We start from the raw sequence: 21411 nt of genomic DNA on the forward strand, positions 1-21411 counted from the left end.
CTGTGGCGGTCTTAGCCCGGAACAGTTTGAAAACCAAAACCTCGCTTAGGGCCGTGTCCACATTACGTGGGTAGGATAAGTGCACATTATGTACTGGCGAGACGTTTTACTATGTTAAGGCATCGTCAGGACAGACCTTCCAGTGTTTAGTTTTTGTTTCCCATTTTCTTGTCAGCAGCGCTCCAAGTTCATGCATCACAGCAGCTCCTCATAGGTACTCAGGAGGCGGTGTACCGCCATGCTGACTTGCTGCTAGAGTGGGGCATGGTGTTCCGGCACAGTCTGCCAGCCTGATGATGCTGAACAGAGCCGGTGCGATGCCACCTGTTGTTCATTACTGTAGATCCGCAGCTCATCATTCAGCGATATTCGTATCGAGACCGGCTGCCCACTCAGGGTTTCGGGAACACCGTAACGATTGCCGCCAACCTCGATATAGCGGTCCCAAGACACATGCCGGATGTCGAGTAACTGGTATCGGAGTCCGTATCCGGCAACGGCTGCAGATGCTCCTGTTCCAGCGCCTGTCTAAACTGGCGAAGCTCCTGTTTATCAGCAACGTCAGCCATCCACTGCTCCAACTGTTGTTAACATGGGCGAAGCTGTCGAACCTGCGGTACCGGACGAAGACGTTCTCCTTGGGATATTTCACCATCCGCTCCACCTTACCTTTGGTTCTGGCCCTGAGCGGGCGACAGGCCCCTGCCAGGAAGTCATAGTGGTCAGCCAGCAGCAGGAACCCAGAGTTGAACACCACTTCTTCATACAACAGAACCACTGCAGTTTGGCTTTGCAACTCCAGTTTTGGTAATGCAGAAATCCTTTTTACTGATAAATAATAGAATATTATGCCGTAATGTTGAAAGGTAATAAACGTATTTGCTAAGTTTTTTCCATCGAAAGACAAACTTATGATCTTCCCCCGTACGATACTAACGCGCGGCAGGCAAAGGGAGCTATGACATCTTTCCCAGCAGCATTGGGAATGACAGCCGCCGCCCGGTAACACGTATCTCCCCTGTTTCCCCAAAATGCTTGACGATTCCTGACTTCTAAAAACAACAGAATATTCCAAATTTCAACCCCCCCACGTTAACGAAAACACCACCTAGCCTTATTGTTGCAGTAAGGCCACTTTGACACATGCATTGAGCGTGAGGGCGGTAGCGTTGTGTTGGCTTTCCCGCAGGGGTTACACGCAACACGGAGTAGAAAGAAGGCAGGCAATCTAAAATGATATTGATGTGTTGTGATGCCCGTCGAGGTGAGAAGCGGCGTCGCGATAACGAACCGCTGCGTAAATCATAGTGCAGAATGTGAAAGATAGAAGGAGCGAAATATGACCGTTGAAGCAAAAACAGTGGGCAGCATCTATCTCATCCCAACCTACTGATTTATGGCACTGTTGCAAAAATCAGTAGGTGATAAACTCATCGTCACGTTTCGCTAAAGGGACTGCACATGAATCCATTCAAAAGCTGTCATTTTAGCCAGGGCATTATTCTGTGGGCGGTACACTGGTACTGTAAATACGGTCTCAGTTACCGTGAGTTACAGGAGATGCTGGCTGAACGTGGCATCAATGTAGACCACACCACGCTTTGCCGCTGGGTTCAGCACTATGTACTCGAAATGGAAAAGCGACTGTGGTGGTATTGGCGTAACCCTTCCCGGTTCTGCTCCTGGCATCTTGATGAAACTTATATAAAAGTGAATGGCCGATGGGTTTATCGGTACCGCGCTGTTGACAGCAGAGGCCGCACCATCGATTTTTGGGTAAGTTTTTAAACAAGGTGAAAGGTTGGCAATCTCTCACCCCGCAAGCCTCCACCTTTGATCGTGCGCTGGGGTTATTGAAACGAGAGGGCCCGTGTCCGTCTGATGTAGAACAGCGGCAGATAAAATACCGGAACAACGTGATTGAATGCGATCATAGCAAGCTGAAACGGATAATCAGCGCCACGCTGTGATTTAAATCCATGAAGACAGTTTACGCCACAATCAAAGGTATTGAGGTGATGCGAGTACTACGCAAAGGCCAGGCCTCAGCATTTTATTATTGTTATCCCCTAGGCGAAGTGCGCCTGGTCAGCAGAGTCTTTGAAATGTAGGACTTCATCATTAAGAAGAGGTCCGGCCATACTTATATTTGCAACAGTGATATTCAAATGACGCTATGCCATTAACTTAGGAGAACTGTTTAGACTCCCATTTGAAAGCTGTAATTTACCGAGCGGTTTATTTAGATGAGAGATGTTAATTAATAATTTCAGATATTAAATTTTACGAGTTAGTGATTTATTTTTTTTCACCCCTCCTTATTTTTATTTTTGTATTGATTAAATTTGGTGAAAAGAGGAGATGTCAGCAATGTCAATCAGTTATCTAACAACGCAGGAGTGGTTATGTCTAGAAAAACACAGGAATTATTAAGTGGTAACGGTAAGATTGTTATGGGTTTTTGGCATAATTGGTCCCCGGAGCCAGGTCAGGGTTATAAACAAGGGCGTTTTACTGAAATGCGCTTGTCGGAAATTCCCATAAATTATAACGTTATTGTCGTTGCATTTATGAAGGTATTGGATAGTGATGATCACATCCCTAACTTTAAACCGTATAAAGGTACTGCATCTGAATTCCGCCGTGAGGTCGACCTGGCTCATCTTCAGGGGCGTAAAGTACTTATTTCACTTGGTGGTGCAGATGCGCATATTGAACTACGGAACGGGGACGAAGTCGCGCTGGCAAACCGTATAATTGCGCTGACTGAACAGTACGATTTTGATGGGTTGGATATTGACCTTGAGCAGGCTGCGATTACCGCTGCTAATAATCAAACTGTTATTCCTTCTGCTCTGAAAATAGTTAAGAATCATTTCATTCCTTTGAATAAAAATTTTATTATCAGCATGGCGCCTGAGTTTCCTTATCTTGCGAAAGGGCGTGAGTATAATACCTATATTGAAAGTCTGGAAGGTTATTACGATTATATCGCCCCGCAATTTTATAATCAGGGTGGTGACGGTGTTTATGTGGAAGGTATCGGTTGGATTGCTCAGAATAATGATGTATTGAAAGAAGATTTTCTTTACTATCTGACCGAGAGTCTGGTCACTGGTACTCGTGGGTTTATAAAAATACCGCATGATAAATTTATTATAGGTCTGCCATCCAATAATGATGCTGCAGCCACAGGGTACGTTATTGACCCGCAGAATGTTTATAATGCCTTGGCGAGACTGAAAGCGGTGGGTCAGGATATTCTCGGTTTGATGACCTGGTCAATTAACTGGGATGCTGGCTTCAACAATAGTGGCGAGGCGTATGCATGGGAGTTTATTAACCGCTATGGATATCTTGCTGGTGATGGTACAGAGCCAGAGCCAGAGCCAGAGCCAGAGTATCCGCAGTGGACCACTGGTAAGCGTTATTATGACGACGACATGGTTCACTGGGACTCTTCGGTGTGGAGATGTCTGATGGTTCATGACTCAAATAGTTATTGGGCACCGAATGTAGCTACTTCACTGTGGCGTTCATCTGTCATTGATAATAACCGTAAAGGAAAAATAACCGTGGAAAAATGTTCTTCAGATAAAATTAGCGCTCGAAAATCTAGCTCACAGCCCCGTCATGGCCACGTTTTTTCTCCGGCTTCACGCGCCTATATTGCATGGCAGGAAGGTAAAATCGATACGGGAATGTTGAATCAACGCGAATGCGGCAAGTTTTTCCCTGCTCTGGACAGTGGCTTGACAGACATCGTCGCTCCTAGTGACGTGACAAATTTTTTGCCGCCGCCAGATGGCAAAATTGCTAGCGCGAACCAAGGGAACGGTAATTTTCTGGATAATGCAGGTACACATTGGCCAAAGCATAACGTGATGTCTGCCGAGATGTTAAAAATCTCCTGGTATTATTCTGCTCCCCATTCAACCCGCCGCTGGAATTACTTTATCACCCGAAAAGATTGGAATCCAAACCTACCACTGAGCCGCGCGCAGTTTGAGGATAAGCCATTCTATAAAGTAGAGTTGACTGAACAGCCATATTGGAGTCATGGAGCAACACTGACCCCACCACAGCCTACTGAACATAATGTGATGTTGCCACAGCGTTCAGGTTACCACGTTCTGCTGGCCGTTTGGGAAGTGGCGAATACCGGTAATGCTTTTTACCACGTCATTGATCTAGATTTCAGCGATAACAATAACGGCAGTGATGTTGACCCGGTTGCGCCAGATGGTCTACGAGCCAATAGCATTACGGCCAGTAGCATCACACTGAAATGGAATGCTGCGGTGACTCAGGCTTTCGCCTACCGCCTATACCGCGATGGCAATCCAATTGGGCAAGTTACAGACCTAACCTTTATTGACAGTGGATTGAGCCAAAATACAGCTTACAGTTATGCTGTGAGCACTCTTAATGAAGAAGGTACCGAATCGGCACTGAGTCAAGCGATTACTGTCAGAACTAGTGACGTGATTATCCCGGGTACACCACCAACGCAACCATCACATTTGCATAGTATGGGGATTACCGTTGATACTGTGAAGTTGATGTGGGGAGGAGCGACAAGCAATGGTACACTGGCTGGGTATATTATTTACCGTGATGGTAATGAAATCGCTCGTACAAGTGTCGCTCAACTAACTTATGACGACAGCGCCTTAAAGGCTGGAACTGTTTATCGTTATTTCGTTGTCGCTTTTGATACTCAGGCGCAACTTTCAGCTCCATCTAATGTGCTTTCAGTGACAACATCCTCGAATGAAGATAATGGAAGTAGCCAGTATCCTGAATGGAAACTAGGTACATACTATCCAACTGGTAAAAAGGTTAGCTACCAAGGGAAAAAGTGGATTTGCCTGCAAGGTCATACTGCCTATGTGCCTCAATGGGCACCGAGTGTGGCTGAAACTTTATGGAGAGAAACTGCCTGAGGTAATTGAAATATAATTTTCTGAGTATTATTTCATTAAGAAATCGTCAGGTGGTTAACGGTATTTATGATGCTGCCTGACATTATTTTCTAATCGGTTTGGATAATTTATATATTTTTACCTAGGCGTGACGCATAAATAGAGGTTTCCATGAAATAAATTACGTCCATTGGACGAGTTATGTAGATGGTAAGACATCTGATGTAAGTCATGGTGGTAACTGCAAATCCAAAATTGATTAAGTTTTTTCATGCAAATAACCACAATGGTTATTTTCGCTCATTGTCCATTGTAAACATAAGGATTGAATTCATGCCTATTACCGCAAACGACATTGCAGTGCAATACCCCATTCCGACCTATCGCTTTATTGTGACCCTGGGCGATGAACAGGTGCCGTTTACCAGCGCCTCCGGTCTGGACATTAATTTTGACACCATTGAATACCGGGACGGGACTGGCAATTCGTACAAAATGCCCGGCCAGCGACAGGTGCCTAACATTACGCTGAGCAAAGGGGTATTTCCGGGCAAAAATGCGATGTATGAGTGGATTAATTCCATTCAACTTAATCAGGTTGAAAAGAAAGACATCATGATCAGCCTGACCAATGAAGCCGGCACGGAAGTGTTGGTCAGCTGGAATGTGAGCAACGCCTTCCCAACCTCCCTGACTTCCCCGTCATTTGATGCGACCAGTAACGAAATCGCGGTACAGCAAATCACGCTCATGGCCGATCGCGTGACCATTCAGACTGCCTAATCAAGAGGACATGTTGCCATGACAGTGACAACCACTTACCCCGGCGTTTATCTCAGTGAAGATGCCGTATCGAGCTTTTCGGTCAACAGTGCCGCCACCGCCGTACCCCTGTTTGCGCATAACAGTCAAAGTGCGGCCGTCACGAATAAACCGATTCAGGTTTTCCGCAACTGGGCGGAATTTACCACCGCGTACCCTACGCCGCTGAAAGACGCATTTTATACCAGCCTGGGCCTGTGGTTTATGCACGGTGGCGGTAAATGTTATCTGGTGAACGAGACCAGTATCGCCGACGCGGTGGCGCAATACGATGATATTACGCTGATTGTTGCCGCAGGGACGGGTACCACGACGGCTACCCCTATTTATGATGCGTTCAACAGGGTGGTGAGTCAGGGATACCGTATTTTTGGCCTGTTTGACGGCCCGAAAGACAAAATTACCGGTACAGATAAGCCCGATGAGGTCATGGACGCGTATCCTACTTCCCCGTTTGGCGCGGTGTTTTACCCGTGGTGCACCCTGGCATCGGGTGATGCGGTGCCGCCGAGTGCCATCGCCGCGGCCGCCATTGCCCAAACCGACCGTACGCGTGGCGTGTGGAAAGCGCCAGCCAACCAGGCCGTGAATGGCGTAACCCCGATGTACGCCGTCAGCGATGATTTTCAGGGCACGTATAACCAGGGCAAGGCGCTGAACATGATCCGTACGTTCCCGGGCCAGGGCACCGTGGTGTGGGGTGCCCGAACGCTGGAGGACAACGATAACTGGCGCTATATCCCGGTTCGCCGCCTGTTCAACGCGGTTGAGCGGGATATTCAAAAAAATCTGAATAAACTGGTATTTGAACCCAACAGCCAGCCGACCTGGCAACGCGTCAAGGCCGCCGTAGACAGTTATCTGCACGGGCTGTGGCAGCAGGGCGCGCTGGCCGGTAATTCCCCCGCTGACGCCTGGTTTGTTCAGGTCGGCAAAGATCTCACCATGACTCAGGAAGAGATCAATCAGGGGAAGATGATCATCAAAATCGGTCTGGCCGCGGTTCGCCCGGCAGAATTCATCATCCTGCAGTTCAGCCAGGATATCGCGCAATAATTCACTGAAGGAAAAGAACATGCCTACAGATACAACTGTACCGGGTGTTTATATTGAAGAAGATGCCTCGCCGGCGATGTCGGTGAGCGCGGGAGCGACCGCCGTGCCGTTATTTGTCGCGCGTTTTACCCATCTCAAGACAGAGTCGGCGGGCGTGATCACCCGCATCGGCAGTTGGCTGGACTACACCACCCTGTTTGACAGCAGCGTGCCTTCTTCCGCCAATGTCACCGTGACGTCAATGGAGGATGCACCGCTTCCTGAACCCGACGCACTGAATATGGAAGCGGTATATACCTACCAGATTGCAAATACTGAGCTCGTGGACCATACAGCCTCCGTCGCCCTGCGGCTCTATTTCCAGAACGGCGGCGGTCCGTGCCATCTCTTTCCGCTGGAAAAGGCAGAAGATAGCGACAAACTGGCCGCGTTGCCGGGCCTTATCGATGAGGTGGGGGGGATCACTCTGCTGGCCTGTCCGGAGCCCGATGAGGCTTACCGCACGGCGGTGTATGGTGCGCTGGCTGCATCACTGGGTGAGCACAAAGGGTACTTCCTGATGGCCGACAGCGTCAACGGTGAGGCGCCCGGTGCGGTCAGTAATTCTGCCCAGGTGGCGGTGTATTACCCGAACCTGGTGATGCCTTACACCCGGACGCTGGATGACAACCAGGTTGCTGTTACCGGCTATATCCACGGGAGTGGAACGACCATCGCCACGCTGGCCGACCTTCGTAAAGCGAACGCTGACTTTGCCGGTGAGATTGATAAAGCCCTCGCCGAAAAACGAAATGTCCCGCTGTCGCTTCCGCCTTCCGCTGTGATGGCGGGGGTGTACAACAAGACAGACGGTGAACGCGGGGTATGGAAAGCGCCGGCGAACGTGGTGCTCAATGGCGTCAGCGATGTCAGCGTCCGGGTCACCCGTGAGCAACAGGCGGAGCTGAACCCGAAAGGCATCAACGTCATTCGTCACTTCAGTGATCGCGGGCTGGTCGTATGGGGCAGCCGCACACAGAAAAATGATGATGACTGGCGCTATATCCCTGTGCGCCGCCTGTTCGATGCGGCAGAGCGTGACATCAAAAAGGCCCTGCAGCCCATGGTGTTTGAACCCAACAGCCAGCCGACCTGGAAACGGGTGCAGGCAGCGATTGAACACTACCTTTACCGCCTGTGGCAACAGGGCGCATTGGCCGGCAATAAGGCGGAAGAGGCGTATTTTGTGCGCGTCGGTAAGGGTATCACCATGACACAAGACGAGATTAACCAGGGGCAAATGATCGTTCAGGTGGGGATGGCCGCCGTGCGCCCGGCCGAGTTCATCATCCTCAAGTTTACTCAGGACATGTCTCAGTAAAGGCTCCCTTTTCCGACTCTTTATATTATAAGGATACTGTGATGGCAATGGTTCTTCCTGGGGTTTCGTACGATGAAACACTGTTAACGCAAGGGTCAGACGACGATCCGGTGACGATGCCCCTGTTTATTGGTTATACCCTTCCTGATGTGGCGATACCGGTCACGGCGATGCAGCCCGTCAGCGTGGGATCATTGACACAGGCGAGCAGTCTCTTTGGACAGCGTGGGACGCTGGCGTATTCCCTGCGCCACTTCTTTGAGAACGGCGGACGACAGTGCTACGTGCTGCCCCTCGGGCCAGGGCAGGAAGAACCGGCCGCGCGTCTGCATGCGCTGATTGCTGCATTGCAGACGCCGCAGATGCTGGAGACGCTGTTAGCGGATGACAAGACCGGCCTGGTCCTGGTACCGGAGCTGAGTGAACTCAATGCGGTGAGGTCGTCCTCACTTTCTGCCGAGGGAACGTACACGGCTGAGGTTGACGTCGATGCCCTGTGGTATCAGGGCTGGCACGCGTTACTGACGCTGTGTCGTCAGGTCCCGCAGCGCTTTGCGCTGCTGGAGTTACCGGACTCCCCGGCGCAGGCGGTGGCGCTGACCGGGCAGTCTTTTTCCGCAGACCTGTGCCAGCGCGGGGCGGCCTGGTGGCCACGGCTGGAAACCAGTTACGAAGATGAGGCGTCTGCACCCGTGGTGTTGTCCCCCCTGCCGGCCGTCGCGGCGGCTATTCAGCGCAGCGCCCACGATAACGGGGTCTGGAAGGCGCCGGCCAACCTACCGTTGGCCAAAACCCGTCGCCCCACCCGAAGTATCCTGACGTCTCAGGCATTGCTGGATAACCAGGGAGTGTCCTGCAACCTGATCCGCAGTTTTGTCGGGAAAGGCGTGCGCCTATGGGGATGCCGGACCTTGCTCAATGAGGAGAACACGGCCTGGCGTTATATCCAGACTCGTTTGCTGGTCAGCAGCGTGGAGAACTACCTGAGCAAACTGGCGCGCGCTTATCTGTTTGAGCCGAATACGGCCCCGACCTGGATGAAATTAAAGGGCCAGGTCTGGACGTGGTTGCGTCAGCAATGGCTGGCCGGAGCCTTTTTTGGCACGGTGGAAAATGAGGCCTTTTCGCTCAGTATCGGGCTGGATGAAACCATGACGCAAGACGATATTCACCAGGGGAAGATGATCCTGCAGGTCCGTCTGGCGCTGTTGGCTCCCGCGGAATTTATTGCTGTCAGCCTGACGCTGGATCTGCGTGACGGCACTGCCAGCGCGCAAATCGGAGGATAATCATGATGAGTACACCCGCGGTATCCCACCGTTTTCTCGTCAATTTTTTATTTAATAACATTCCCAGTCCGTTTGACATCGCGTTCCAGCGCGTCTCCGGGTTGTCGCGCACGCTGGCAGTGAGCCAGCACCGGGAAGGAGGCGAAAATGCACGCAACCTCTGGCTGGCCGAGCAGATGGATCACGGTAGCCTGGTGCTGGAGCGAGGCGTGATGAATGCCTCCCCCCTGACGTTGCAGTTTGACCGCGTGTTACGCCGGGAAAGCACGCAGTGGGCCAACGTGGTGATCATGTTGCTGAACGAGCTTTCATTACCGGTGACCACTTGGACGCTGAGCCATGCCCTGCCGGTGCGCTGGCAGATGGGCGATTTGGATGCCGGCAGTAACCAGGTGCTCATCAACACACTTGAGCTGCGCTACCAGGATATGCGCATGCTGGGGATAAAACTATGACCGTCGAAATTCGTGAGTTGATCGTCCAGGTTGAGGTTACCGAGCCGGCCCCTCCTGCTCCGTCCTTGCCGTTTGCGCAGCACCGTGAGTGGGACGACGAGCGGTGGGTGGAGAGGATTAAACAAGAGGTGCTGGAACAGCTGCTTGAAAGGGGGCGTCAGTGAGCTTACTTGAACGGGGGCTGTCAAAGCTGACCCTCAACGCTTGGAAAGATCGCGAAGGGAAAATCCCTGCGGGCAGCATGAGCGCGATGTATAACCCAGAGAATATTCAGCTGGATTATAAGACGCAGTTTGACACCGAAGACACTATCAACACGGCGTCGCAAAGCAACCGCTATGTGATTTCCGAGCCGGCCGGCCTCAATCTCACCTTGTTGTTCGACAGCCAGATGCCCGGGAATACCACCCCGATAGAGACGCAGTTGGCGATGCTGAAATCCCTTTGCGCCGTGGATGCGGCCACCGAGTCACCTTACTTCTTGCGCATCACCTGGGGAAAAATGCGCTGGGCGAATAAAGGGTGGTTTACCGGCCGCGCCCGCGATTTATCGGTCACCTACACGCTGTTTGACCGTGACGCCACGCCGCTACGGGCCACCGTGCGGTTAAGTCTGGTGGCGGATGAGAGCTTTGTTATTCAGCAATCCCTTAAGGCGCAAAACGCCCCCGATCGTGCACTGGTTAGCGTACCGGATCTGGCTTCGTTGCCGTTACTGGCGCTGAGCGCCAGCGGGGCGCTGGCCAGCAGCGTCGATCCGTTATCGCTGGCCTGGGATAACGATTTGGATAATCTCGATGATTTTCAGTCCGGAGACCTGCTGCGGGCGAAGAAAGGGGGGGAGGCATGAGCCACATCACCCTGGACATTGCGGGCAAGCCGAGCACATTGGGGATCCGCCGTTTGCGAGTACAGCAGCTGATCAATGAGATCCCGCAGGCGCAGTTGGAGCTGCGTATTCTCACGGATAATCATGGCGCAGCAGATAACGCGGTAAAACGCGAAGTCAGTCGTTTTACCCTGGGTGCCCGCGTGGTGATTGCACTGGATAAAAAACCGCTTTTCGACGGTTATCTTGTGCAAAAGAAGATGCAGTTGAAGGGGAAAGACTGGTCCGTGCGGCTGGAGGCGCGCCACGCGTTGCAGAAACTGACGTTTTTGCCCCAGAGCCGGGTATTCCGTCAGCAGGATGACAATACCGTTCTGAAGGGGCTGCTGCAGTCGGCGGGGGTGAAAGTGACGCAAAAAGCGGCGGCGCAGCTGAGCAGCAAACACGATCAGCTGATCCAGTTTCGCCTCAGTGACTGGCAGTTTATTCGCAGCCGGCTGCTGTCGACCAACTGCTGGCTGCTACCCGATGCCGCCAGCGACGCGGTGGTGATCCGCCCGCTGTCCGACGCGGCGACGGCCTCACGGCGGCTGACTCGCGACGGCCACGACTATACGCTGTATGAAATCAATTTGAGTTTTGATAACCGCTTTACGCCGGACAGTCTGTCACTGCAGGGGTGGGATATTGCCGCACAAAAGCTCACGCCGGCGCAAAAAAGCGCGGCCGGCGCGTTTCGTCCCTGGAAGCCTGAGAGGCAGGTCGCTCAGGCTTCCGCCGGGCGGCAAGACTACGCCCTGGCGTTCAGCATGCTGCCTGAAACGACGCTGCAAGCCCTGTCGAGCTCCTGGCTGAACTATCAACAGATGACCGGCGTACAGGGCCACATTGTGCTGGCGGGGACCCGGGACTTCGTGGCGGGCGAGAGCATCACCCTGAGCGGCTTTGGGGCGGGGCTGGACGGCACGGCGATACTGAGCGGGGTCAATCAGCTGTTTGATACTGAGCACGGCTGGCGCAGTGAGCTGGTAATGGGGCTGCCGGCGTCCATGCTGGAGCCCGCGCCACCGGTGCGGTCGCTGCATATTGGCACGGTAGCGGCTTTTACCGCCGATCCCCAGCATCTGGATCGGATCGCCCTGCATCTTCCGGCCCTGAATCTGCCCGACTCGCTGATTTTTGCCCGTCTGAGTAAGCCGTGGGCCAGTAAAGCGAGTGGATTCTGTTTTTACCCAGAGCCCGGTGATGAAGTGGTGGTGGGGTTTATCGACAGCGACCCGCGTTACCCGATCATCCTGGGGGCGATGCACAACCCGAAAAATACTGCGCCGTTCCCACCGGCTGAAAAGAACAACCGTAAGGGGGTGATCGTGAGTCAGGCCGACCAGACACAGGCCCTGATGATTGACACTGAGGAGAAAACGTTGACGCTGATGGCCGGTGACAATGCGCTCACCTTAACCGGCGAGGGTGACATTGCCCTGCATACGCCGAACGCCCTGCAACTGCAGGCCGATGGTAACCTGTCGATCGCGGGCAAGCAGCAGGTGGAGATCACCAGCGCGAAAATTAACATGAAAAAATAACCTATTACGGTGAGATTGCCATGAGTAACGAAATTTTGACAGCGACACTGGGGCAATGCTGGGCATTTCCCCCGCGGTTTGAACCCGACGGCGTGTCCCTGACGGCGGGCGTTGAGGCGGTGATGCAGAGTCTGCGCGTGCTGTTTATGACGGAGCCGGGCGAACGCATTATGCGTGAGAGCTATGGCGCGGGCATGCATGATTTCATCTTTGAGAATATCACCGATGAACTGCTGGCCAACATCCACAACCGCATCGAAGAGAGCATTCTGCGCCATGAACCCCGGGCGCTGCTCAAGGACGTCATTATTCAGCCGGGGACACAGGACGCGAGCCGTCTGCGGGTGCAGATCACCGTGTCCCTGTCGGGCACGGGTCTGGTCGAGACGGTGGACGGGACGCTGAATATCCATGACGGCCAGACGCTGAGGTTATTATGAGCAACTTGGTGGTCATCGACGGCGACGCGCTGACATTCAACCCACAGTTTGGTGCTATTACGATTACGCCTCCGCCCCAGCCACGGATCAGCGGCAGCGGTGAAGCCAGAATCGAGGGGAAAAAGGTCTGCATTGTCGGGGATGAAAAGCAGGTCTCCTTTACCGTTGACTATATCAAACCTCCTTTTGTCGCCTCCCCGGGAAAAGGGACGCTCACCATCAAACAGTTGGCGTCCGATCAGCTGGCTGATTTTGTGACGACGCCGACACCGATGATTGTGGTCGGCAGCCAGTTTACGACGCAATTTCAACCCACAACACCGGCCCAGGATCCGCAAGGAAAACCGGATACAGATCTAAGTGCTGTCACTGGGGTTGGGACATTTATCAACAGCCAGTCGTTTGTCACCGCCGGGTGAGCCATTGTGCTGCCGATGCGGCGAAAACGGGCCCCTGCGTGTCTTCTTTATCATCACATAACCAATGGACAACATCATGTCTGACCTGGAGCAACTGAAACAGAGATTGGGCAGCGTATTAACCGACCAGACCTTCCTGCTGGAGCCACGGACCGTGGGGGAGCTGCTCAAACTGGTGGCCAACTACACCGAAAACGTGCCGTTTGCCGGCCATGACGGCGCTGACTGGGAACCGTTCTGGATGGCTGGCCGTACGCCGCAAGAGCTAAGAGACATCTATCAACGCCCTGATCTAGCAGAGAAAAAGCTGCCGGTGCAGCAGACGTTTCTGCTGGCGTTGCTGCATCTGCTCGAAACACCCAGAGTCCTGCTGAACACGTTGCCGGCTCGGCACCGTTCACTTTACTATCGTGATTTATTGGGCTTTTCCCCTCGAGTCCCGCAGCCGGACAGCGTGGCGGTGAGCTTTACGCTGCAAAAAAATTCGGCCCCGTATGTGTTGCCCGCCGGCAGCCTGCTGGATGGCGGCCAGGACAGCGCCGGGAACAGCATCACCTATCAAACTGACGACAGTCTGCTGATCACCGGCCAGCAACTGGAACTACTGTGCTGGACGGCTCCGGTTGGCGAGACGTGGAAACGGTATACCGCCATCGACAGCGCAACTGGCGTTACGCTACCGGCTGAGGGGCAGCGTCTTTTTACTGAAACAGGGGGTGGGACGGATACCAAAGAGAAAGCCCTCGTGCTTTATCTGGGAGTCAGCGGGACGTCTGCGCAGGACACTCTGTCGGTTTATTGGTCTGTGAGCGCCTCATCGGCGCTCGATGTTACTTGGTGGTATTACAATGATAAAGGCGAATGGGCCTCGCTGGATGCTGAGCTGCAGGACGATACGGCGGGTTTGTCCGTCAGCAACCTGTGGCAGGCGCGGCTGCCGGCGGACAGTCAGCCGGGGGGCTGTCTGCCGCAGGGCGACGAACCGCTTGAGGCCGGGTATTATTGGATAAAAGGCACGCTGGCCGACGGAAGCGTCCTGCCGTCAGAAGCAATGCCGAAACTGCAGGCTGTGCTGGCCAGTGCGATGACCGCGACCCTAAATATGGCGCAGGCGATTGATGATAGCCATTTTTCCCAGCCGTTGCCGGCCAACACGATCAGCCAGCTTGTGACGCCGGTTGCCGCCATCAGCGACGTTCGCCAGCCCCTGCCTTCGGTGCGGGGGCAGCCACGGGAAACGGAGGCGGCGATGTTGCAGCGTGCCGCGACCCGGATATCCCACCGGCAACGGGCGGTCACCTGGAGCAATATGCGCAGCTTGCTGATGGAACACTACCCAGAGATTTTTGATGTCCGTTTCCCCGATGTGGACAAACTGAGTCGTCTGCCGGCACCTGAGGTGCAATCGCTGATGGTTATTCCTGACGGCCGTTATGGCGATAACGATGACGCGCTGCGCCCGGCGCTCAGTGACGGAAGGTTGAGCCGGATGGCGCAATGGCTGGCGCAGTACACCTCGCTGTGGGCTGAACCCGAGCTCAAGAACCCGAAATATATCGATGTGACGGCCCGCTATCGGGTGACGTTCGTGGCGGGTATTCATCCTGATTATGGTTATCGTCAGCTCGCGGCACAGTTGCAACGCGACTATATGCCCTGGGCCACCGATCGGCGCCAGGCGGTCACGCCGGGCAATCAGGTGGACTACTACCAACTGCTGGCTACGCTGCAACAGTCACCACTGGTGCAGTCCGTGAACGCGCTAGTCCTCATTCACGACGTTATTGATGAAACGGGCAACCCCACATCGGCGAAAAAACAAAGCACCGTCACCGCCAGGGATGATGAGGTCCTGATTTTGTGCCCGGAAGGAGAGACCCATGTCTAAAGAAAACGCTCTGTTCCCGGAGGTGAAAGACGCGATTGCGTTTGATGCGCTGTGGCAACAGGCTCTCGAGAAAGTCACTGCGCTCAGTGGCGAGATCTGGACGGATACCGGCGATCACGATCCGGGCGTAACCCTGTTACAGTCCGCGATCTGGAACTGTTCTGACCTCAGTTACCGCGCGTCCCTGCCGCTGAACGATCTGCTGACCCGTCAAGACCAGAGCACGTTGTTCCCGGAAGAATTTGGTCCTGAACAGGTGCTCACCTGCAATACGGTGACGACAGATGATTATCGCAGGGCTTTACTGGACTTGCACAGCAGCGATATTGACATACTGGATATCCCCGAGCAGGATTTTTTATTCAGCGATGTCAGCCTGATTAAAGAGCCTGAAGAATGCCGTTTCCATTGGTGGTATAACGCGGAGAAGCGCGAATACAGTTTCCGCAAGCCTTTAGACACCAGTGATACGACGAAACTGACTCTGCGAGGTAATACCTGGCTGTCGGTAATCCCGACTCGTTATACCCAGCTTCTTTCCCCAGAAAACAGGGCGAAGGTGGAACAACACCTGGCTACATTTCTCACGGAGCACCGTAATCTTGGGGAGGTGGTGTCGCACATTACCTGGCTGCAACCGGCGACCTTTAGCCCGCGTATGACGATTGAGCTGGCCGATAACATCAGCGACATCAATCAGGTGGCAGCAAACATCTATCGGGTCACAGACGCGTTTTTGTGCCCAATGGTCGCCCGTTATACCACCGAACAACGGCGTGCGCTCGGTGACGCCGATGACGTCATCTTCGAGGGGCCGAGGTTGCAACACGGCTGGCAGCAAACGGCACCCTCGCAGATTACCTTAGGGGGATACGTCCTCAACCTCGGTCCGCTGGTGAACCTGCTGCTGGCTATCCCCGGCGTGGCCAGCCTGAGCACCTTGTCGGTCGATACCGGCGATGGGCACATTACGGCCGTTACAGGGGACAGTTGGCGCTGGCAGGTGGCTGACGGTTATTACCCCTTGCCGTGGGGGGCGGCGCCGCTGGAGCTGCTGGCGGGTGACGATAGTCCGTTAACCCTGGTGTCGAAAGGCGGTATTCACAACGCGCTGAACAGTGAGGCGATGGCGCGCTACCTGACGCAGGCAGACCTGATTGTCACGACGCCCACGGTGTTACCCGCGGGCCGCTTTCGTGATCAGACGCTTTATATTCCTGTCGGGGAGCGCCTGCCCGAATGCTATGCCTTGCAGCAGCCCGATGCCGTGATTGACGGTCCGACGCGCGCGGTGCATCAGTTTCTGCTGCCTGTCGACCAGCTGCTGGCCGACGGTACGGCAGAGCTAGCGCAGCTGCCGACCTTACTGGCATTTAAAGACCGAGGCGACGCCATTCGGGGGACCCGCTGGCCCTATACGAATGCGATGGTGCAACAGGCTATTCATCAGCCCTACGCGAAAACGCTGGAAGTGATTGCGCAGCAGGATGCGGCTATCCTCACGCAGGGTAAGCAATCTGTTGGGGCCAATTTTGCCCGCGAACTGGATTTTCTTCAGTATCTGCTGGGGTATTTTGGCACCCAGCGGGCCGCCTTGCCGCTGACGCTGGATTTGCCGGATTTTCTGGCGACGCAGCGGGCGTATCTGGCGCAGCAACCCGCCTTGGGCTATGACCGCATCAATATCCGTATTGACCAGGTCTCCGCCCTGCAAAAGCGTATTGCGGCGCGCATCGGTCTCGACAGCATTTGCTTTGTGGATAATCCAGACCTAAGTCAGCTGCCGTTTTACCTGATTGAGCATCGTCAGCTGCTGCCCCAGACCCCGGACAGCACCTTTGACAGTGAACAGACCCCAACAGGGTTTAGCATCGACGAACCTCACGTTACCCTGACGCAGGAGGACAGTGCCGGCAAGGTGGTCCAGGGGCAACTTATCGACCTGATTGCGATTGAAAGGGACAGTCGACTGCATGTCAGCCGGCTGTTGGTTATCGAGACCGAGGGGGACAGTTTTACCGTCAGCACGGAAAACAGTCAGCAACTGCACAACACCCTGTCACGGCTTGAGGCGGCCTGGGCGAGTCACAACCTGCGCTGGCAAAACAGCAATGTCTGGCTGCAGGATATGGATTACCGGCTGAACTATGCTGAGGCTAAACTGCAACCGTCCAATCAACAGCTACGTTTACTGGCGAGCAACACACAAAGCCCATACCCTGCCATGGTCAGCGTCGGTGATGCCATTGTCATACGCCCTGCCGGCCTGCAGTTTTCCCAGCCGGGGGCGAAAGTCTACCGCACTGCTACGGTGGATACGGACTGGCAGCTTGCGGCGACCGTGAAAGAAGTCGACCCGATAGCGGGCACGTTACTTATCGAAAAAGCGGCCAATAGTGAAACAGATTTTCCCTCAGAGGAGGCCAGTTATCGTTACCAGTGGGCGTTTAGCCACGCGAACTATGCGACGACAGACCGGTTTTCATTTGTAGTCAGCGCAGTGCTCAATCGCCGTCTGATAGAGAGCCCCAATATTGTGCCTGAGCAGTTGGTTACCTGGGTACAGGAAAGCATTATGTCGGAGTTCCCTGCCCACGTATCCCTGATTAATCACTGGCTTGATGACGCCACCTTTAAAAACTTTGGGGCGACCTATGCGCGCTGGCAAAACAACGGCATGCCGCTGGGCGATGATGCCTTTGCGCTGATGCAGATGCTGACACTGGGGCATCTCCCTGTTACTCAACTGGACATCGGCCTGATGCGCATCGCCACCGAGGCGCAGCGTGACGAAGTTGTCGGTGATGGCAGCCAGTGGAACGAAGATGTCATCCTTCGAGAAGAGCTGTTTTACGTGCCGCAAGACGTGCCAACCACCCTGTAAAATCATGACGAATCTGGAGAGCAAAATGACGGATAAAACCCCGAAGAACAACGCGGAAACCCCGGTGAATACCCCGACAACCTTAACAGGAACAACGAACACGACACGTGACAGTGTGCCAAAAAGCAGAGTCTTGCCCCAGGTCGCAGCGCTGAAGGCGCGCTTTAAGGCGGGCAGTATTCCGCTGCAGACGGACTTTGCGGATTTGATTGATCTGGCCAATATGGGGCGCCAGGCGGTGGGAGGGGGCGAGGGGCAAACCGGGCCGGCAAATGGGTTTACTCTTTCTATGGGCCGTCTGGAATTAAAACCCAACACGGTGAAAGGGATTTTCGTCGACAACAATGGTGTGGCGGTCATGGTTGATGAACGAAAGGGAATGCAAGTAAGCGCTACCGGTATTGGTGTAAAACTTTACCCCAATTGGGGGCTTGAACACGATAATCAAGGGATTTGGGTCAAAGTAGATAAAAATAAGGGGCTTAAGGTTGATAGTGATGGCGTTGCTATCAAGGTCGAAGCAAATAAGGGGGTGCAAGTTAGTAGCTCCGGTATCAGTGTTATAGCCGGGAATGGCGTCACGGTGAATAGTAGCGGCGTAAACGTAAAACTGGCGAAAGGCGCTAACACTAACGGTGGAGAAGGGCATGGTACAGATGGTGCCACGTTTGGTAGTGGCGGCGGATTAAATTTAACGGCGAATGGATTGTCCGTAGACGCGGGGGATGGTATTCAAATCAATACACGTGGCGTGAGTATCAAGCTTGCCAACAATAGTGGTTTGAGTGCTGATGAGACTAATGGTTTGAAGATAGTGCCTGAACAAACCTTCCATAGAGGTATGGTGATGATGTTTGCTGGCACCACGGCTGAAATACCGATTGGGTGGGCGATTTGTGATGGGCAGAATGGGACGCCAGATTTACGTGATCGATTTATTGTTATGGCAGGGACTAAATATCAAGGGAAGGGGGATGGGACTACAACAACTGGCAATGCAACAGTAACGGGAAGTGTGACAGTTCATGAGACAAAATTAAGTATAAACCAAATCCCCTCGCATTCGCATGACTACATATACAGGAATTATTCGACAAGAAATTATAATGGTAACAGTTGGAGCTCAAATTATGTCAATGGTACAGTTATAGGGCAAACACAAAGTACCGGGGGTGGGCAGGGGCATACACACTCAGCAACTTTAGCAGCAAACCCTCACTCACACACATTCAGTGCTGTCCCCCCTTATTATGCATTAATATTTATCATGAAGAAATAAATGTGTTTTTTTAGAATGATGGATCGACATGCAGTTTTGCCGGGTGTTACAAAGCCAGATTGCTTGATTACGGTGGCGCTATGTATTCGGTGAAAATCATTTTTATCACATTTGCGCTGCAAGTACGAACAATGACATTTGGGGTTTCGCCGAAATGAAAACTATCTAGTCACAGAAAATCCTATTATTCCTCTTGATGCTGATATTTTATCAGGGGGTGGTGCGTTACGGGTGATTTAATATTATCTTTATAACGTTTCGTAAGTGGAGGTTAACTATCGAGGAGTATGACAGCTCTGAGTGTTGCCGCTATGGCATCGCTATCCGGAGTCCCTGCCGATGAGCCACTGCCGGAGGGGTTATCCTTGACCATGCCACAAAGGCGATTGACTGATGACTAGTTTGAGGCTAACGGTCAAGTTGCCAGGTAGGCTGACGCTGAGAATTAACAGGGGCTGCTCATTTAGCATTCTGGTGAAGTAACCCCAGAGTCGCTGTCGCTACAGATAAGAGTTGTGAACCATTTAATTATCTGTTTGGCGATTGGCTCTGGTCTCACTACTTTGGCTTATGCAGTCACTTAATCTCTTCATTTTATCCGGACAATAGGATTTAATTATGACGCATTTTATTGTAGGTAGTGTGCATTTTAAAATAAAAGCGTCTCATCGAATTCTCGGAGAGGAATTATTGTATTCACATGTTCTGAGTGCGGATGTTATCAAAAAAACACTCTCTCAGGTTGTGCAAGAAATCGGTATTGTGGAAGTAATGAAGTCTGATAAGTGGGTGCTTAAATTAGATGACATTCCTGCGGCGCTAATTGACACGTTATTTATCCCTCGACTGAAACAGGCATTTGCAGAACGCCTTGCCCGCGAGAAAGAGTCAACCGTTGGTCATCACGTGGTGACAATGCCGCAATCCGATGAAAGTGAAAGTAACGTATTACTTAGAGCCCATCACCTTGATGACGAAGGGTTATTCCAGTTTGCACTTTGTTGTTTGACTCCTTCGGTATTTAAAACATTGTTAAAAGATAGCCCAGCGTATCAGCTTCAGCGATTGCTGAAGTTGTTACTTGAGGGAACATGGCAATCCCCGAAAATGCTGCCGGTATTTTGGTATGGCCGGGTGACAGCCAGTCGGTTGTCGATAGCCGCTGTATGGTACTTACTCAAAAGCCAACAGGGGCATGATTGGCTGATGAGTCAGCACGCTATCACCGCCAATCAAGTGACGGATTGGGCAAAGGCCATTGCTAGGGGGGAAATTCCACCTGAACAGCTTGCGCTGTTACTGACTGGCAATCGATCTTCCAACAGCACATTGCCCGAGCAACGGGCATATCCCCCATTGTTGGTGATGCGTTGGTTGTTGCCATTATGGCGACAACCCGTCGTGCGCCAGGTGATACAACGCCTGAAAGGCGGGCAAGGTGTACGGCAGATTGATGCTTATCTGAGCCGCTGTTTACAACGGCAGGATGATGCCATGCGGGAGGAACAAGGTGGGCATACCGATCTTCATCAGGCTGCGTTATTGCGAGATCATGCTACGTTGCCACAGAGCGAGGAAATGTCAGCAACATCACGAGGCACGATGTCGTCAAGGAAAAGAGGTTTCCGCTCGCCGAATGAGCCACGTTCGTCGAGTAAGGGTATCAGTAACGCCGGTTTACTCCTGTTGTGGCCGCTTTTGCCTCAGTTATTTTCCCAGTTGGGTCTGTGGGAGGAAGAGCAGTTTGTCAGCGATGCGGCGCAGTGGCAGGCAGTGTACGGTCTTGACATACTGGTTTGGGGGGAAGCTAGCCCGACGGAGGGCCGGTTGACGTTGAATCAGATATTATGTGGGGTGTCTTGCTCAACAGCCGTACCGCCGCCGATACCGCTGAGTCTGTTGCAATTGCAACAGATTGACGACTGGCTGGTCGCTATCGGCCAACAAATTCCCGGTTGGCAAAAATTGAGTCTGACCGACATTCGGCAATTGTTCTTGCAACGGGCAGGTGAGATCGGCATGGAAGGGGCAGTCCCCCAAATCAGTGTATGGCCGGAACCCTATGATTTCTTACTCAGAGACTGGCCGTGGCCAATGACGTTGGCGTCTTTCCCGTGGACTGAACAGCCACTGGCCATCGTCTGGCCGCTAAACGGCTTCACAGGATAAACAGCTGCTA

The 21411-nt window shown here is 53.0% G+C and carries 15 protein-coding genes and 2 pseudogenes; 16 read left to right on the forward strand and 1 reads right to left on the reverse strand.

The annotated features are described in order from the left end of the window. Positions 1–252: 252 nt before the first annotated feature. Positions 253–760, reverse strand: a pseudogene (locus ACCC84_RS22720) (Mu transposase domain-containing protein); the annotation flags it as partial. 701 nt (positions 761–1461) lie between these two features. Here ACCC84_RS22720 and ACCC84_RS22725 point away from each other — a divergent pair. The 16 genes and pseudogenes from ACCC84_RS22725 to ACCC84_RS22800 all read left to right on the forward strand — a co-directional run bounded on the left by ACCC84_RS22725 (position 1462) and on the right by ACCC84_RS22800 (position 21401). Next, positions 1462–2111, forward strand: a pseudogene (locus ACCC84_RS22725) (IS6 family transposase). Positions 2112–2405: 294 nt separating this feature from the next. Beyond that, positions 2406–4946, forward strand: a complete 2541-nt coding sequence (locus tag ACCC84_RS22730) for a lytic polysaccharide monooxygenase (RefSeq protein ID WP_371902367.1) — start codon at positions 2406–2408, stop codon at positions 4944–4946. A 312-nt stretch (positions 4947–5258) separates the two neighbouring features. Next, the gene (locus ACCC84_RS22735; RefSeq protein WP_371902368.1) at positions 5259–5708 is read left to right on the forward strand and encodes a phage tail protein; all 450 of its coding nucleotides are present in this window, start codon (positions 5259–5261) and stop codon (positions 5706–5708) included. An 18-nt stretch (positions 5709–5726) separates the two neighbouring features. Continuing rightward, entirely contained in the window at positions 5727–6803 is a 1077-nt protein-coding gene (locus tag ACCC84_RS22740; protein WP_371902369.1) for a phage tail sheath family protein, read from the forward strand. Positions 6804–6822: 19 nt separating this feature from the next. Beyond that, positions 6823–8163 (forward strand): phage tail sheath family protein, encoded by a 1341-nt coding sequence (locus tag ACCC84_RS22745; protein ID WP_371902370.1) that lies wholly within the window; start codon positions 6823–6825, stop codon positions 8161–8163. 41 nt (positions 8164–8204) lie between these two features. Further along, entirely contained in the window at positions 8205–9452 is a 1248-nt protein-coding gene (locus tag ACCC84_RS22750) for a phage tail sheath family protein (protein WP_371902371.1), read from the forward strand. A 2-nt stretch (positions 9453–9454) separates the two neighbouring features. Beyond that, positions 9455–9907, forward strand: a complete 453-nt coding sequence (locus tag ACCC84_RS22755) for a phage tail protein (protein ID WP_371902372.1) — start codon at positions 9455–9457, stop codon at positions 9905–9907. Then, positions 9904–10071 carry a DUF5908 family protein gene (locus ACCC84_RS22760; RefSeq protein ID WP_371902373.1) on the forward strand — a complete coding sequence of 56 codons (168 nt, stop codon included), beginning with the start codon at positions 9904–9906 and terminating at the stop codon, positions 10069–10071. Before ACCC84_RS22755 ends, ACCC84_RS22760 begins: the two co-directional genes overlap by 4 nt. Further along, positions 10068–10757 carry a CIS tube protein gene (locus ACCC84_RS22765; RefSeq protein WP_371902374.1) on the forward strand — a complete coding sequence of 230 codons (690 nt, stop codon included), beginning with the start codon at positions 10068–10070 and terminating at the stop codon, positions 10755–10757. The genes ACCC84_RS22760 and ACCC84_RS22765 overlap by 4 nt, the downstream gene beginning before the upstream one ends. Then, entirely contained in the window at positions 10754–12322 is a 1569-nt protein-coding gene (locus ACCC84_RS22770; RefSeq protein WP_371902375.1) for a phage baseplate assembly protein V, read from the forward strand. Before ACCC84_RS22765 ends, ACCC84_RS22770 begins: the two co-directional genes overlap by 4 nt. A gap of 20 nt (positions 12323–12342) precedes the next feature. Further along, on the forward strand, positions 12343–12762 hold the full coding sequence (locus ACCC84_RS22775; protein ID WP_371902376.1) for a GPW/gp25 family protein: 420 nt from the start codon (positions 12343–12345) through the stop codon (positions 12760–12762). After that, the gene (locus ACCC84_RS22780) at positions 12759–13181 is read left to right on the forward strand and encodes a contractile injection system spike tip protein (RefSeq protein WP_371902377.1); all 423 of its coding nucleotides are present in this window, start codon (positions 12759–12761) and stop codon (positions 13179–13181) included. Before ACCC84_RS22775 ends, ACCC84_RS22780 begins: the two co-directional genes overlap by 4 nt. A gap of 76 nt (positions 13182–13257) precedes the next feature. Further along, on the forward strand, positions 13258–15069 hold the full coding sequence (locus tag ACCC84_RS22785; RefSeq protein WP_371902378.1) for a baseplate J/gp47 family protein: 1812 nt from the start codon (positions 13258–13260) through the stop codon (positions 15067–15069). Further along, positions 15062–17953, forward strand: a complete 2892-nt coding sequence (locus ACCC84_RS22790; protein WP_371902379.1) for a baseplate wedge protein — start codon at positions 15062–15064, stop codon at positions 17951–17953. The genes ACCC84_RS22785 and ACCC84_RS22790 overlap by 8 nt, the downstream gene beginning before the upstream one ends. A gap of 25 nt (positions 17954–17978) precedes the next feature. Further along, positions 17979–19232 carry a tail fiber protein gene (locus ACCC84_RS22795; protein WP_371902380.1) on the forward strand — a complete coding sequence of 418 codons (1254 nt, stop codon included), beginning with the start codon at positions 17979–17981 and terminating at the stop codon, positions 19230–19232. A gap of 618 nt (positions 19233–19850) precedes the next feature. Further along, entirely contained in the window at positions 19851–21401 is a 1551-nt protein-coding gene (locus ACCC84_RS22800; protein ID WP_371902381.1) for a contractile injection system tape measure protein, read from the forward strand. Positions 21402–21411 lie beyond the last annotated feature (10 nt).

Origin of the sequence: Serratia odorifera (assembly GCF_041448735.1) — a bacterium.
Taxonomy (GTDB): Bacteria; Pseudomonadota; Gammaproteobacteria; order Enterobacterales; family Enterobacteriaceae; genus Serratia_F; species Serratia_F odorifera.